12 protein-coding genes are annotated in these 13,961 nt (G+C 61.4%); 7 read left to right on the forward strand and 5 right to left on the reverse strand.

Features of this window, described 5'->3' with window-relative positions:
- Positions 1–7 precede the first annotated feature (7 nt).
- The 5 genes from BLO97_RS24380 (at position 8) to BLO97_RS24400 (ending at position 6,123) form a co-directional block, all read left to right on the forward strand.
- Positions 8–838: a carbohydrate ABC transporter permease gene (locus tag BLO97_RS24380; RefSeq protein ID WP_003202324.1), complete on the forward strand. Its 831-nt coding sequence runs from the start codon at positions 8–10 to the stop codon at positions 836–838.
- Between the two features lie 39 nt (positions 839–877).
- Complete coding sequence (locus tag BLO97_RS24385; RefSeq protein WP_014338172.1) at positions 878–1,981, forward strand: ABC transporter ATP-binding protein; 1,104 nt, start codon at positions 878–880, stop codon at positions 1,979–1,981.
- Between the two features lie 15 nt (positions 1,982–1,996).
- The gene (locus BLO97_RS24390; protein ID WP_092224069.1) at positions 1,997–3,478 is read left to right on the forward strand and encodes a mannitol dehydrogenase family protein; all 1,482 of its coding nucleotides are present in this window, start codon (positions 1,997–1,999) and stop codon (positions 3,476–3,478) included.
- Between the two features lie 206 nt (positions 3,479–3,684).
- Entirely contained in the window at positions 3,685–5,172 is a 1,488-nt protein-coding gene (xylB, locus tag BLO97_RS24395) for a xylulokinase (RefSeq protein WP_092348582.1), read from the forward strand.
- Between the two features lie 12 nt (positions 5,173–5,184).
- Complete coding sequence (locus BLO97_RS24400; RefSeq protein WP_092224066.1) at positions 5,185–6,123, forward strand: carbohydrate kinase family protein; 939 nt, start codon at positions 5,185–5,187, stop codon at positions 6,121–6,123.
- A gap of 98 nt (positions 6,124–6,221) precedes the next feature.
- On the opposite strand, the gene BLO97_RS24405 is transcribed toward BLO97_RS24400, so the two are convergent.
- The 4 genes from BLO97_RS24405 to BLO97_RS24420 form a co-directional block, all read right to left on the reverse strand.
- Entirely contained in the window at positions 6,222–6,503 is a 282-nt protein-coding gene (locus BLO97_RS24405) for a DUF1652 domain-containing protein (RefSeq protein ID WP_063320921.1), read from the reverse strand.
- A 385-nt stretch (positions 6,504–6,888) separates the two neighbouring features.
- Positions 6,889–7,896 carry a threonine ammonia-lyase, biosynthetic gene (ilvA, locus tag BLO97_RS24410; RefSeq protein WP_092348585.1) on the reverse strand — a complete coding sequence of 336 codons (1,008 nt, stop codon included), beginning with the start codon at positions 7,894–7,896 and terminating at the stop codon, positions 6,889–6,891.
- A 342-nt stretch (positions 7,897–8,238) separates the two neighbouring features.
- Positions 8,239–9,387 carry a PQQ-dependent sugar dehydrogenase gene (locus BLO97_RS24415; RefSeq protein WP_092348588.1) on the reverse strand — a complete coding sequence of 383 codons (1,149 nt, stop codon included), beginning with the start codon at positions 9,385–9,387 and terminating at the stop codon, positions 8,239–8,241.
- Positions 9,388–9,434: 47 nt separating this feature from the next.
- Positions 9,435–9,776, reverse strand: coding sequence for a hypothetical protein (locus tag BLO97_RS24420; RefSeq protein ID WP_092348591.1), 342 nt, complete (start codon positions 9,774–9,776; stop codon positions 9,435–9,437).
- Positions 9,777–9,975: 199 nt separating this feature from the next.
- Here BLO97_RS24420 and BLO97_RS24425 point away from each other — a divergent pair, with 199 nt between their 5' ends.
- Positions 9,976–10,866 carry a non-homologous end joining protein Ku gene (locus tag BLO97_RS24425; protein WP_092348594.1) on the forward strand — a complete coding sequence of 297 codons (891 nt, stop codon included), beginning with the start codon at positions 9,976–9,978 and terminating at the stop codon, positions 10,864–10,866.
- Between the two features lie 32 nt (positions 10,867–10,898).
- Positions 10,899–12,866 (forward strand): DNA ligase D, encoded by a 1,968-nt coding sequence (gene ligD / locus BLO97_RS24430; RefSeq protein ID WP_092348597.1) that lies wholly within the window; start codon positions 10,899–10,901, stop codon positions 12,864–12,866.
- A 15-nt stretch (positions 12,867–12,881) separates the two neighbouring features.
- Here the strand turns inward: ligD and lpxO are convergent, their stop codons facing one another.
- Positions 12,882–13,781, reverse strand: coding sequence for a lipid A hydroxylase LpxO (gene lpxO, locus BLO97_RS24435; protein ID WP_092142877.1), 900 nt, complete (start codon positions 13,779–13,781; stop codon positions 12,882–12,884).
- Positions 13,782–13,961: the final 180 nt, after the last annotated feature.

Genomic DNA, 13,961 nt, shown 5'->3' on the forward strand with positions numbered 1-13,961 from the left:
CGTCGCCATGACTCTTCAACAATCCCGTCGCCTGCAAAGCCTGCTGCTGGGCACGCTGGCCTGGGCCATCGCGATCCTGATCTTTTTCCCGATCTTCTGGATGGTGCTGACCAGCTTCAAGACCGAAATCGACGCGTTCGCCACGCCGCCGCAGTTCATCTTCACGCCGACGCTGGAGAACTACCTGCACATCAATGAGCGCAGCAACTACTTCAGCTTCGCCTGGAACTCGGTGGTGATTTCCTTCAGCGCCACCGCCCTGTGTCTGCTGATTGCAGTGCCGGCGGCCTACTCCATGGCGTTCTATGAAACCCAGCGCACCAAAGGGACGTTGCTGTGGATGCTCTCCACCAAGATGCTGCCGCCAGTGGGCGTGCTGATGCCGATTTACCTGCTGGCCAAGCAATTTGGCCTGCTGGACACGCGTCTCGCGTTGATCGTTATCTACACGTTGATCAACCTGCCCATCGTGGTCTGGATGATTTACACCTACTTCAAGGACATTCCCCGCGACATCCTCGAGGCCGCACGCCTGGATGGCGCCACGCTATGGCAGGAGATGGTTCGCGTGCTGCTGCCAATCGCCAAGGGTGGCCTGGCCTCCACCGTGCTGCTGTCGCTGATCCTGTGCTGGAACGAAGCCTTCTGGTCATTGAACCTGACCTCGTCCAAAGCCGCGCCCTTGACGGCACTGATCGCGTCCTACTCCAGCCCCGAAGGCTTGTTCTGGGCCAAGTTGTCCGCCGTTTCGACCCTGGCCTGCGCGCCGATCCTGATTTTCGGCTGGATCAGCCAGAAACAGCTGGTGCGCGGTTTGTCCTTCGGCGCGGTGAAATAACGCGCCCTACACAATAATCAGAAGTGGAGGCCCATCCTCATGGCCAACCTGAAAATCAAGAATCTGCAAAAGGGTTTCGAAGGTTTCTCCATCATCAAGGGCATCGACCTTGAGGTGAACGACCGCGAGTTCGTGGTCTTCGTCGGCCCGTCGGGCTGTGGCAAATCCACGCTGCTTCGGCTGATCGCCGGCCTTGAAGAGGTCAGCGACGGCACCATCGAGCTGGACGGCCGGGACATCACTGAAGTCAGCCCGGCCAAGCGCGACCTGGCGATGGTGTTCCAGACCTACGCCTTGTACCCGCACATGAGCGTGCGCAAGAACATGTCCTTCGCCCTGGACCTGGCCGGCGTGCCCAAGGCCGAGGTCGAGAAGAAGGTCAACGAAGCGGCGCGCATCCTCGAACTGGGGCCGATGCTCGAGCGCAAGCCCAAGCAACTGTCCGGCGGCCAGCGCCAGCGTGTAGCGATTGGCCGGGCCATCGTGCGTAACCCGAAAATCTTCCTGTTCGACGAACCGCTGTCCAACCTCGACGCCGCCCTGCGGGTGCAGATGCGCCTGGAACTGGCACGCCTGCACAAAGAGTTGCAGGCAACCATGATCTACGTGACCCACGACCAGGTCGAAGCCATGACCCTGGCCGACAAGGTGGTGGTGCTCAATGGCGGGCGTATCGAACAGGTCGGCTCGCCGCTGGAGCTGTATCACCAGCCGGCCAACCTGTTTGTCGCCGGGTTCCTCGGCACGCCGAAAATGGGCTTCCTCAAAGGCAAAGTCACCGGCCTGGACAGCCAGGGCTGTGAAGTGCTGCTGGACGCCGGTACGCGTATCAGCCTGCCGTTGAGCGGTGCCAACCTGAGCGTCGGCGGCGCGGTGACCCTGGGAATTCGCCCGGAACACCTGAACCTGGCGCAACCGGGCGACTGCACGTTGCAAGTCACCGCCGACGTCAGCGAGCGGCTGGGCAGCGACACCTTCTGTCACGTCGTCACGGCCTCCGGCGAAGCCTTGACCATGCGCGTTCGCGGCGACCTGGCGAGCCGTTTCGGCGAGCAACTGAGCCTGCACCTGGACGCTGAACACTGCCACTTATTCGACGCCGAGGGCGTTGCGGTGACCCGCGCGCTGCGCGCCGCCGCCTGATTACCGAGACCTGCGATGAAACTCAACCGACAAAACCTGCACAACCTCAACCCTGGCGTCGCCCTGCCCGCCTACCCTGTGGGCGATGTCCGCCAGGGCATCGCCCACATCGGTGTCGGCGGTTTCCACCGGGCGCACCAGGCCTACTACACCGATGCGCTGATGAATACCGGCACCGACCTGGACTGGGCCATCTGCGGCGTGGGCCTGCGGGCCGAGGATCGCCGTGCCCGGGATGACCTGGCCAGCCAGGACTACCTGTTCACCCTGTACGAACTGGGCGACACCGATGACACCGAAGTCCGGGTGATTGGCGCGATCAATGACATGTTGCTGGCTGAAGATGGCGCCCAGGCGCTGATCGACAAACTGGCCGATCCGCAGATCCGCATCGTCTCGCTGACCATCACCGAAGGCGGCTATTGCATCGACGACAGCAACGGCGAGTTCATGGCCCACTTGCCGCAGATCCAGCACGACCTGGCCCATCCTGACGCTCCGAAAACCGTCTTCGGTTTCCTCTGCGCCGCCCTGGCCAAGCGTCGCGCGGCGGGCATCCCGGCGTTCACGTTGATGTCTTGCGATAACCTGCCCCACAACGGCGCCGTGACCCGCAAGGCGTTGCTGGCCTTCGCCGCGCTGCGCGACGCGGAGCTGGGGCAGTGGATCGACCGCAATGTCAGTTTCCCCAATGCCATGGTCGATCGCATCACGCCCATGACCAGCGTGGCCCATCGCCTGCAACTGCATGACGAACATGGCATCGACGACGCTTGGCCGGTGGTCTGCGAACCGTTCGTGCAATGGGTCCTGGAAGACAAGTTCGTCAACGGTCGCCCGGCCTGGGAAAAGGTCGGCGTGCAGTTCACCGATGACGTCACACCCTATGAAGAGATGAAGATCAAGCTGCTCAACGGCAGCCACCTGGCGTTGACCTACCTGGGCTTTCTCAAGGGTTATCGCTTCGTCCACGAGACCATGAACGACCCGCTGTTCGTGCGTTACATGCGCGCCTACATGGACCTGGACGTGACGCCGCAACTGGCGCCAGTGCCAGGCATCGACCTGACCGACTACAAGAACACCCTGGTGGAGCGCTTTTCCAATCAGGCGATTGCCGACCAGTTGGAACGGGTCTGTTCGGACGGCTCGTCGAAGTTTCCAAAATTCACTGTGCCGACCATCAACCGCTTGATCGCCGACGGTGGCCAAACTCGCCGCGCGGCGCTGGTGGTGGCCGCCTGGGCCGTGTACCTGAAGGGCGTGGACGAGAATGGCGTGACGTATTCGATCCCGGACCCACGGGCAGCGTTTTGCCAGGCACTGGTGGCTGACGATGCGCTGGTGACCCAGCGGATGCTGGAGGTGGAAGAAATCTTTGGCACCGCCATTCCCCGCTCGCCGGAGTTCGTGGCAGCATTCGAATGGTGCTGCAACAGCTTGCGCGAGCATGGCGTCACGCGAACGCTTGAGCGCGTGCTGGCTGACGCGGACTAACGGTCCGCTTTTGTGGCGAGGGAGCTTGCTCCCGCTGGGCTGCGCAGCGGCCCCCAGACAGCCGACACGGTGAACCAGATAGACCGAGTGGCAGGTTTTAGGGCTGCTTCGCAGCCCAGCGGGAGCAAGCTCCCTCGCCACAGGTAGGTGTTGGCTGACCGAGCGGCTATTTCCTGCGGGTATTGATCTGACGACCAAGGATTTCCATGGCAAACCAACAACTGTTCCTGGGCATCGACTGCGGCACCCAAGGCACCAAGGCGCTGATCCTGGATGCGATCAGCGGCCAGGTACTCGGCCAGGGCGCCGCTGCCCACAGCATGATCAGCGGGGCCAACGGTCGTCGTGAACAAGACACCCAGCAATGGCTCGATGCATTCACCCAGGCAACTCACCAGGCCTTGGCCGCCGCCGAGGTCGATGGCCAGGCGGTCCTCGGCATCGGCGTCTCCGGCCAGCAACACGGCCTGGTGCTGCTTGACGAGCAGGGCCAGGTCTTGCGCCCGGCCAAGCTGTGGTGCGACACCGAGACAACGCCGGAAAATGATCGGCTCCTGGCGCACCTGGGCGGTGAAGACGGCAGCCTCGAACGCCTCGGCGTGGTGATCGCGCCGGGCTACACAGTTTCCAAACTGCTCTGGACGCGGGAGCAGCATCCCCAGGTATTCGAACGCATCGCCAGCGTCCTGCTGCCCCACGACTTCCTCAACTACTGGCTCACCGGCCGCCATTGCAGCGAATACGGCGATGCTTCGGGGACCGGCTATTTCAACGTACGCACCCGCCAATGGGACGTGCAACTGTTACAACACATCGACCCCAGCGCACGCTTGCAAGCGGCGCTGCCGGAACTGATCGAGGCCCATCAGCCCGTCGGACGCATCCTGCCGGCCATTGCCGCGCACCTGGGCATCAACCCCGAGGCGGTGGTGGCCAGTGGCGGCGGCGACAATATGATGGGCGCCATCGGCACCGGGAACATCCAGCCCGGTGTGATCACCATGAGCCTCGGGTCCTCCGGTACGGTCTACGCCTATGCCGCCGAACCCGCGGTCAGTCCACAGCCGTCCGTGGCGACGTTCTGTTCCTCCAGCGGTGGCTGGCTGCCGCTGATCTGCACCATGAACCTGACCAACGCCACTGGCGCGATACGCGAACTGCTGGACCTGGACATCGACGCCTTCAACGCCCTGGTGGCCAAGGCCCCGATTGGCGCCGAGGGGGTCTGCATGCTGCCGTTCCTCAATGGCGAGCGGGTGCCTGCCCTGCCCCATGCCACCGGCAGCCTGCTGGGCCTGACCACCACCAACCTGACCCGGGCCAACCTGTGTCGCGCCGTGGTCGAAGGCACGACCTTCGGTTTGCGCTATGGCTTGGACCTGCTGCGAGCCAACGGACTCCAGGCCCAGAGCATTCGCCTGATCGGCGGAGGTTCGAAGAGCGCGCAGTGGCGGCAGATCGTCGCCGACACCATGGACACCACGGTCATTTGCACCGAACAGAGCGAAGCCGCTGCATTGGGGGCGGCGATCCAGGCGGCATGGTGCCACTCCGGTTCACAGACGGGCTTGGCCGAGCTGTGCGAGCGCTGCGTCAAGCTCGACCCGAGCAGCGAAACCCGGCCAATCGCCGCGCATGTCGCGGCGTCGCAACAGGCATATGAACGTTATCGACAACACGTCGCAACCCTTTGAGAGCGGGAAACTATGTATTTGGTGTGTGGTGAAGCGCTGTTTGATTTTTTCAGTGAGACCGAGGCGGATGGCCCGACCTCGCAAGTGAACTACAAGGCCATTGCCGGTGGTTCACCGTTCAACGTGGCCGTGGGGCTGCGTCGCCTGGGTATTGAATCGGCGCTGTTTACCGGGCTGTCCACCGACTACCTGGGTCGACGCTTGCAGCAGGTGCTGCTCAATGAAGGTGTCAGCGCCCAATACCTGGTGGACTTCGACGCACCGACCACCCTGGCAATGGTTGCCGTAGGCGCCAACGGTTCGCCCCACTACAGTTTTCGCGGCGAAGGCTGTGCGGACCGACAATTGAGCCTGGCGCATCTACCGGACCTGGGCCCCGAGGTGCGCGGCTTGCATTTCGGCTCGTTCTCGCTGGTGGTCCAGCCCATCGCCGATACGCTCCTGGCCCTGATGCAACGCGAAAGCGGCCGCCGCCTGATCAGCCTCGACCCGAATGTGCGACTCAACCCGCAGCCGGATATCGAGCTGTGGCGCTCACGGATTGCAACGCTGGTGCAATATGCCGACCTGATCAAGGTCAGTGACGAAGACCTGGACCTGCTCTACCCCGGCAAGAAGCCCGAGGCGATCATCGAAGGTTGGCTGGGGAACCGCTGCCAATTGGTCTTCCTGACCCGTGGCGGCCAGGGCGCTACGGTCTTCAGTCGCCAATATGGCTCATGGTCGCTGCCGTCCTGTCCGGTGAAGATCGCCGACACCGTGGGTGCAGGCGACACCTTCCAGGCCGCGCTGATTGCGTGGTTGACTGAACAACAATTGGATTCGATTGAGGGGTTGCATACCCTGACCCGGGAACAGATCAGCGCAATGCTTGAATTCGCCATTCGCGCCGCCGCCCTGACTTGCGGCAAAACCGGGCCAGACCTGCCCTACAGGCACCAATTGAACTGAATGGCGCATCGCAGCTAAAAAAACAGCTGAAAAAAACTGGACGCCGGGTTCGGACATGACCGGACCCGAGCGTCAGGCTTACAAGGACAAGGCCGTTATCAGCGGCCAGTCATCCGCTGGTGTTGCTGATGAAAGTGATTGCCAGCGGCAGGGTTGTGGTCGAGCTCGGTACGCAGTTCCGCGATCAAGTCGTTGATGGCCCGACAACCGGTGAGTTTATTGGCATCGATGTCGGTTTTGAGCAATGCCACGCGATCGGTTGCATGATCGTCGTAAATCTTGACCGTCATCTTGAGCTCAGGTGACAAGGTGCATTGCGAGCGCTTGGGCAGCAAGCTGCTTTCAATGATGTTTCGCATTTCGAGGGCAGATAGAAACATGGCGACTCTCTCCTGTTGAGGCGGCCAACTTATGTTCACGCCGGCGGTATTTTCGTCCGTTTTCTTCCCTGCGGACTGGGACTACGAATACCGTGCCGTTCGTTCGTTCTTTTTAGCGTTTTCAGTCAACGAGTTCGCCAGGCGAACTCTTGAATCATCCCGCAAGAAGCATGCCTGTATCGAAGACCTTGCGGATTGATCTGAATCAAGCGCTTAGCTTCGTCCCGCGCCGGAGAACTCGTGCAAAATGCAAGGACACGCTACTTTTTCCATGCAAACTGCAATCGCTTTTATCCTGTTCGCAACTTAGAGTAGCCCCTAATGCGAAGACGCAAGTGGGCATCCGTCGCCTGCTTCAAAAAAAGTGTGACGTAGCGTAAAAAACTCAAAACGCGCCCACCGCCGCACGCTCGGCCACGTGGCGCAAACTGTCGAAATTGATATTGGCACCGGAATCGATCGCCACCAGCGTCTGGCCTCGCGCCCCCGTGCCGGCCACGTACTGCTTGATGCCTGCCACCGCCAGTGCGCCCGACGGCTCAGTGATGGAGCGGGTATCGTCATAGATATCCTTGATCGCGGCGCACAGTTGATCGTTGCTCACGGTCATCACCTCATCGACACAGAAACGGCAGATATCGAGGCCATGGGCGCCGATCTGCGCCACGGCCACGCCATCGGCGAAGGTTCCCACCTCAGGCAAGGTCACTCGCTCACCGGTTGCCAGCGCCGCCTGGAGACAGGCCGAGTGCTGCGACTCGACGCCGATGATGCGTACTTCCGGGCGCAGGTACTTGACGTAGGCTGCGATCCCGGCGATCAGCCCACCGCCACCGACCGGGACAAAAATCGCATCCAGCTGGCCGGGGTGCTGGCGCAGGATTTCCATGGCGACGGTGCCCTGCCCGGCAATCACGTCCGGGTCATCGAAAGGCGAGACGAACTCCCGTCCGCTCTGCTCGGCCAGGTCCAGCGCGTGCGCCAGGGCAAACGGAAAGCTTTCCCCATGCAGAATCGCTTCGGCGCCTCGGTTGCGCACGCCCAGCACCTTCAATTGTGGAGTGGTCACAGGCATGACGATGCTGGCCGAAATACCCAACTCCCGTGCCGCCAGCGCGACACCCTGGGCATGATTGCCGGCGGACGCGGTGATGACGCCACGGGCGCGCTGCTCCGGGGTCAGTTGCACGAGTTTGTTGTAGGCACCGCGGATCTTGAAGGAAAAGGTCGGTTGCAGGTCTTCGCGCTTGAGCAGGATCCGGTTACCCAAGGCCTCGGACAATGCGGGAGCCGCTTGCAGCGGCGTGCGCACCGCCAGCTCATAGACCGGCGCGGCGAGAATCTTCTTAACATAGTGCTCGAGCAGGGTTTGCTCGGTGCGGGTAACGGTCATGGCGATCTCCTGGTTCAGGCGGAGCCCAGGAGACAGAAAGAAAAAACCCGCCTCCAGGGCGGGTTGGGTGCAGCCGACAGCTAACCCGCCAAATAAGGAATGGCGGTAATAATGCTTGGCTGGCTGCGCAGTACGAGTGAGTTCATGCCTGGAAATTAGCGGTGCGTTGGCGGCAAGTCAATGGGCAATATCAAGTGCCAGCCGATATTCGCTGCATTGACCTCAAGTGAACAACATTCCCTGCGAGAGCGAGCTTGCTCGCGATTGCGGAGTATCAGTCAACATCAATGCCAGCTGCCCCATAGCAATCGCGAGCAAGCTCGTTCCCACGGTTTTCTCCAATTATTTGAGGCCGACTTTGTACAACGCCCCGTCGTCCTCATCCGTCAACACATAGAGATACCCATCCGGGCCCTGGCGAACATCACGGATTCGCGCCTTGAGCTCACCCAACAGGCGCTCTTCGTGGACGATCTTGTCGTCTTGCAATTGCAGGCGGATCAGTTCCCCTGGCACCAAGGCGCCGATGAACACATTGTGTTGCCAGGCCTTGAAGCGCCCATGGTCGTAGAACGCCATGCCACTGAGCCCCGGTGAGACCTGCCACACGTGGTGAGGGCCAAGGCCACCCTCGACGGTCTTGCCCTGGGCTTCGGGGATCGGAGCGCCGGAGTAGTTGATGCCATGGGTCGCCAATGGCCAGCCGTAGTTCTTGCCGCGCTCGATGATGTTCATCTCATCACCGCCCTTGGGCCCGTGTTCGTTCTCCCACAACGTGCCATTCCAAGGGTTCAGGGCCGCCCCCTGGGGGTTGCGCATGCCGTAGGACCATATCTCGGGACGGACGTTTTTCTGGCCGACGAAGGGGTTGTCGTCGGGCACCTTACCGTCGGGGTAGATGCGCACGATCTTGCCTTGCAGCTTGTCCAGATCCTGGGCGGTGGGCCGCTCGTTGTTTTCCCCCAAGGTAATGAACAGATAACCGTCGCGGTCGAAGACCAGGCGCGAGCCAAAGTGGTTGCCCGTGGACAACTTGGGCTGCTGACGGAAGATCACGTCGAAATTCTTCAGGCTCTTGAGATCGTCGGACAGTTGGCCGCGCCCCACGGCGGTGCCGGCCTTGCCGTCTGCGCCCGCCTCGGCATAAGACAGGTAGACGGTACGATCCTGCTTGAAATCGGGCGACAGCACCACGTCCAGCAGACCGCCCTGACCCTTCGCCCACACTTCGGGCACGCCGCTCAAGGGGGCGGACAATTGGCCGTCAGGGCTGACCACGCGCAGGTTACCCGGACGCTCCGTCACCAGCATGCCCTGCTGGCCAGGCAAGAATGCGACAGACCAAGGGTGCTCCAGCCCCTTGACCACGGTGGTCACTTCCAGCGTGCCCTCCTCGCTCTTGAATGACTGGGTTGGCGCGGCATTGGCCGGGGTGGCAAGGGCCAGGACAGCGCTGGCGCAACATGCGGCCAGGAGTGTTTTACGCAACATGCACATTTCCTTCTGCGGTGTTGAAAGAGAACAACGGGCGCCAGCGCCTAGCGGTTGCCATTCTGGCTGTTGCGCGGTGGCGCAGGAGACTCGATGGTCGGTCGCGGCGAACCCGACGGCTGGCCGGACCGCGGGTAACCATTGCCGATACCACCGTTTTCCAGGGTCGGTGGGCGCGGTGCCGGCACCGTCGGGTTGTCATGAATCGTCGGCACATTGGGCCGGGTGCCCTGCATGCTGTTGGGATTGGCCCGTCGGGTCGGGCTGTTATAGGGATTGTTGTTGCCCGGCAGGTTTTGGGCCAGGACCGTTGCGCCTGCGCTGGGCGTGGCGGCCTGAGCAGCGGCAGTCAGTAATAGCGTCATGATGACGAGCATCAGCCTGTTCATTGGGACACCTCTGGGGTTCAGGCATATCGAAAGCACGCTACGCCGCAGGTTCGCCCTTGTTAAGCGAAATATCCCGGTGAAGATGTAACGAAGCGTCTCCGAAGAGAGGTGGGAGCAAGCTTGCTCGCCCCACAATGGAAACTTTTCCCAAGGCGCGAAGGTCACCAGAAAGACATCCACCGGCAAGGACAACACCACCATGGCACGGGCAATCTGGAAAGGCGCAATCAGCTTCGGACTGGTCCACATTCCTGTCGCGCTGGTGTCGGCCACCTCGTCCCAGGGGGTGGATTTTGACTGGTTGGACAAACGCAGCATGGATCCGGTGGGCTACAAGCGGGTCAACAAGACCACGGGCAAGGAAGTGACCAAGGATGACATCGTCAAAGGCGTCCAGTACCAGAAAGGCCAGTACGTGCTGCTCAGCGAGGAGGAAATCCGTTCCGCTCACCCCAAGTCCACCCAGACCATCGATATTTTTGCCTTTGTCGACAGCGAGAAGATCCCGTTGCAAAACATCGACACACCCTACTTTCTCGCCCCCGACAAACGCGGTGGCAAAGTCTATGCCCTGCTGCGCGAAACCCTGGTCAAGACCCACAAGGTCGCCCTGGCCCATGTCGTGCTGCATACCCGCCAGCACCTGGCGGCGCTCATGCCCCTTGAATCGGCGCTGGTACTGGTGATGCTGCGCTGGCCTGCGGAGGTACGCGACCTTGATGTCCTCGAGTTGGGCGACGAAGTGACGAACCCAACCCTGGCCAAGGGCGAGTTGGAAATGGCCAAACGTCTCGTGGAAGACATGAGCGCCGACTGGGAACCGCAAGAATACCGGGACAGTTTCGAAGACAAAATCATGGAACTGGTGGAGAAAAAGGCCAACGAAGGCCGCCTCGAAGCGGTGGAAACCGACCCGGGCGAAGAACAACGCAAGACCGCCGATGTCATCGACCTTACCGAGTTGCTCAAGCGCAGCCTGGGCAGCAAGGGCAAGGCCACCGACAAATCCGCCGGGAAGGCCCCTGCAAAACCTGCGAAAGCCCGCAAATCCGCTCCTGCCAAAAAAGCCACCAAGGCCTCCCGGGGGTAAACCCTGGCGTGCGCAATACAAGGGAATCTGTCATGGCCAACGCCGAGAGTGAATCTGCTCGTTTGTCCAACGCCAAGCCGGAGGTTACGACAGCCCGAAAGGCGCCTCAAAACCGCCTGCCCGAGCGCCTGTCGCCGCAATTGGCCACGCCCGTGGAAGAACCGCCCACCGGCGAATGGCGCTATGAGGTCCAATTCCACGGTTATCGACTGCTGGCCCGCATCGAACAGGGTGAAGTCCGCTTGTTCAATCGCAATCACCAGGACTGGACCGAGCGGCTGAAGCTGCATGCCGACGCCCTGGCCGGGTTGAACCTGGGGGACAGTTGGCTCGACGGCGAACTGGTTCTGCTCGATGAGACCGGCCGCTCCGATTTCGCGGCCCTGCGCCAGGCCTTCGACATCAGCCGCACCGTCGACATGCTGTATTTCCTGTTCGATGCGCCGTTCCTCAATGGCGTCGACCTGCGCCAGGCTCCGGTGGAGGAACGCCGTGCGGCCCTGAAAAAAGCCCTTGGCAACAACGCCAGCAAGCGCCTGCGCTTTTCCGAGTCGTTTTCGGCCAGCCCGCACGACATGTTCGAAAGCGCAATCGCGCTCGCATTGGACAGCGTGGTCGGCAAGCGCGTGGGCAGCCCATATAGGTCCCGGCGAAGCGCCGATTGGGTAAAACTCAAGTGCCGGTTGCGCCAAGCCTTCGTCATCGTCGGGTTCACTCGCCCCCAAGGCAGGCGCAGCGGTTTCGGCGCGCTGTTGCTGGCGGTCAACGGGCCGTCGGGGCTGGTGTACGCCGGTCGGGTCGGCACGGGATTCAGCCAGACGCAAATCCAACAATTACATGCGCAACTGTGCGCGCAGCAACGCGAGACTTCGCCACTGGCGCTGCCACTCAACGGTGTGCAGGGACGCGGCGTGCAATGGGTCGAGCCTGGCTTGACCTGCGAGGTAGAGTTCATTGAATGGACTGGCGACAACCAAGTGCGGCAGGCCATTTTCCTGGGTTTTTCGACCGAGACACCGGCCAACAAGGTTGTTCGTGAGCAGCCGCTGCCGATAAAATCCACGACAGCAAAAACCCAGCGTCGCAGCAAAACCCGCGCGGCCAAAGTCGACGGTGTGACGATCACCCACCCCGATCGGGTCATCGACAGTGTCAGCGGTGTGCAAAAGGCCGAGCTGGCGCAGTATTACCTGGACATCGCCCCGTGGATCCTGCCGCACCTCAAGCAGCGGCCGGTCGCGCTGTTGCGGGCACCGGACGGTATCGGCGAAGAGCAGTTCTTCCAAAAACACGCCGATCGCCTGGACATTCCCCATATCAAACAGCTGGATCCGCGACTGGACCCGGGCCATGCAGCGCTGATGGAAATCGATGACATCCACGCCCTGGTCAGCGCGGCGCAGATGGGCACGGTGGAACTGCACACCTGGACCGCGACCCACGATCGGATCGAGACCCCCGACCTGTTTGTCCTGGACCTGGATCCAGACCCTTCGCTGCCCTGGAGCGCCATGATCGAGGCGACCCACATGACCTTGGCGGTGCTCGACGAGTTGGGTTTGCAGGCTTTTCTCAAGACCAGCGGTGGCAAAGGCATGCACGTGATCGTGCCCTTGGCGAGAAGTGAAGGCTGGGACACCACCAAGGCATTCGCCAAGGCCATCTCGCAGTTCCTGACCCGGCAAATGCCAGAGCGCATCACGGCCACCATGGGACCGAAGAACCGCGTCGGAAAAATATTCGTCGACTACCTGCGCAACGCCCGCGGCGCCAGCACGGTGGCCGCCTACTCAGTGCGCGCCAGGCCAGGCCTGCCGGTCTCGGTGCCAATCGCCCGGGCCGAACTGCCGACCCTGCGCAACGCACAGCAATGGGACATCTATACCGCTCTGGAACGGGCCAAGGGCTTGGGCGCCGATCCTTGGGAAGGCTACCACCACCGTCAGCGGATCACCGCCAGGATGTGGGAACAGCTGGATGCGCAAAAGCCCGAGGCATGAAGGTAAATCCAGCGTTCAAATCCAGATAAAGATCACCAGCAGGCCGCCAAAGAACGCCCACTTCTGCAGGTAATACAGCGTGCGGTTACGTTTTTTCAGAGCCTTGCCCTGTAACCGTATCTTGTAGAGCCTGGAAAACGCCCGGTTCAAGGCGCCCGTCCTGTCGCCCGCGTCGTTGGGCGCACCGGCTGCTGCCATCACGGTGCGGCTGAACCAGCGGTTGAACGCGCTAGCCCAGCGAAACTTCATGGGCCGCTCCACGTCGCAGAACAAGATGATGCGATTATGGTCGGTGGTGTTCTGGGCGTAATGAATGAACGTTTCGTCGAAGATCACCGCCTCGCCATCGCGCCAATGATAGGGCTCGCCATCGACATTGATGTAGCAGCCTGCATCGTTGGGCGTTTCCAGGCCCAGGTGATACCGATAGGAGCCGGCATAGGGGTCGCGGTGCCGGACCAGCTTCGAGCCCGGTGGCAACTCGGCGAACATTGCCGCCTTGATCGAACCGATGCTCTGTACCAGCTCGGTAGTACGGGGGCATAGCTTCATGGCCGAAGGATGGCTGTCGCCGTACCACTTCAGGTAGAAACGCTTCCAACCGGTCTTGAAGAACGAGTTGAAGCCCACATCGTCGTATTGATCGGAACGCTTGATCTCCCCCGCATGCAGCAGGCCCAGGCCTTCGGCCCGGATCTCTTGCCAATGGGCCTGCAACGGGCTCAGGTCCGGGAACTGCGCCGGACTCAGGAACGGCCTGTTGGGCAGTTTCGAGCACAAGTAAAGCAGGCAATTGATCGGCGCGAGAAACGACGAATGATCGCTCAGTTGGCGTCCGAACTTATGCCGCACCCGACCGCGCAGATGAACGTAGCCAATGGAGAAGATGTAGAGTGCGACAATGATGAGCTTCACGAAAAACCGTCACAATGCTGGAGTGAACAGATCGTTTCCCCGGGGCCAGCCAAACGGCAAGGCAGTGGCACAGGGTGAAATGGCATTCTAGCCACAGTTTGTAACCAAAAGTTATCCTTCAATTGTGAAAAACTGTCTTGCCCGGGCAATACCCTATCGTTTATGCGGCCAGACCAGTAC

The organism is Pseudomonas sp. NFACC05-1 (assembly GCF_900100135.1).
In the GTDB taxonomy this organism is placed as follows: domain Bacteria; phylum Pseudomonadota; class Gammaproteobacteria; order Pseudomonadales; family Pseudomonadaceae; genus Aquipseudomonas; species Aquipseudomonas fluorescens_Q.

Bases quoted from the DNA above. Each gene is read 5' to 3' on its own strand.
- BLO97_RS24380 (WP_003202324.1), top strand. From the start codon at position 8: ATGACTCTTCAACAATCCCGTCGCCTGCAAAGCCTGCTGCTGGGCACG.
- BLO97_RS24385 (WP_014338172.1), top strand. From the start codon at position 878: ATGGCCAACCTGAAAATCAAGAATCTGCAAAAGGGTTTCGAAGGTTTC.
- BLO97_RS24390 (WP_092224069.1), top strand. From the start codon at position 1,997: ATGAAACTCAACCGACAAAACCTGCACAACCTCAACCCTGGCGTCGCC.
- xylB (WP_092348582.1), top strand. From the start codon at position 3,685: ATGGCAAACCAACAACTGTTCCTGGGCATCGACTGCGGCACCCAAGGC.
- BLO97_RS24400 (WP_092224066.1), top strand. From the start codon at position 5,185: ATGTATTTGGTGTGTGGTGAAGCGCTGTTTGATTTTTTCAGTGAGACC.
- BLO97_RS24405 (WP_063320921.1), bottom strand. From the start codon at position 6,503: ATGTTTCTATCTGCCCTCGAAATGCGAAACATCATTGAAAGCAGCTTG.
- ilvA (WP_092348585.1), bottom strand. From the start codon at position 7,896: ATGACCGTTACCCGCACCGAGCAAACCCTGCTCGAGCACTATGTTAAG.
- BLO97_RS24415 (WP_092348588.1), bottom strand. From the start codon at position 9,387: ATGTTGCGTAAAACACTCCTGGCCGCATGTTGCGCCAGCGCTGTCCTG.
- BLO97_RS24420 (WP_092348591.1), bottom strand. From the start codon at position 9,776: ATGAACAGGCTGATGCTCGTCATCATGACGCTATTACTGACTGCCGCT.
- BLO97_RS24425 (WP_092348594.1), top strand. From the start codon at position 9,976: ATGGCACGGGCAATCTGGAAAGGCGCAATCAGCTTCGGACTGGTCCAC.
- ligD (WP_092348597.1), top strand. From the start codon at position 10,899: ATGGCCAACGCCGAGAGTGAATCTGCTCGTTTGTCCAACGCCAAGCCG.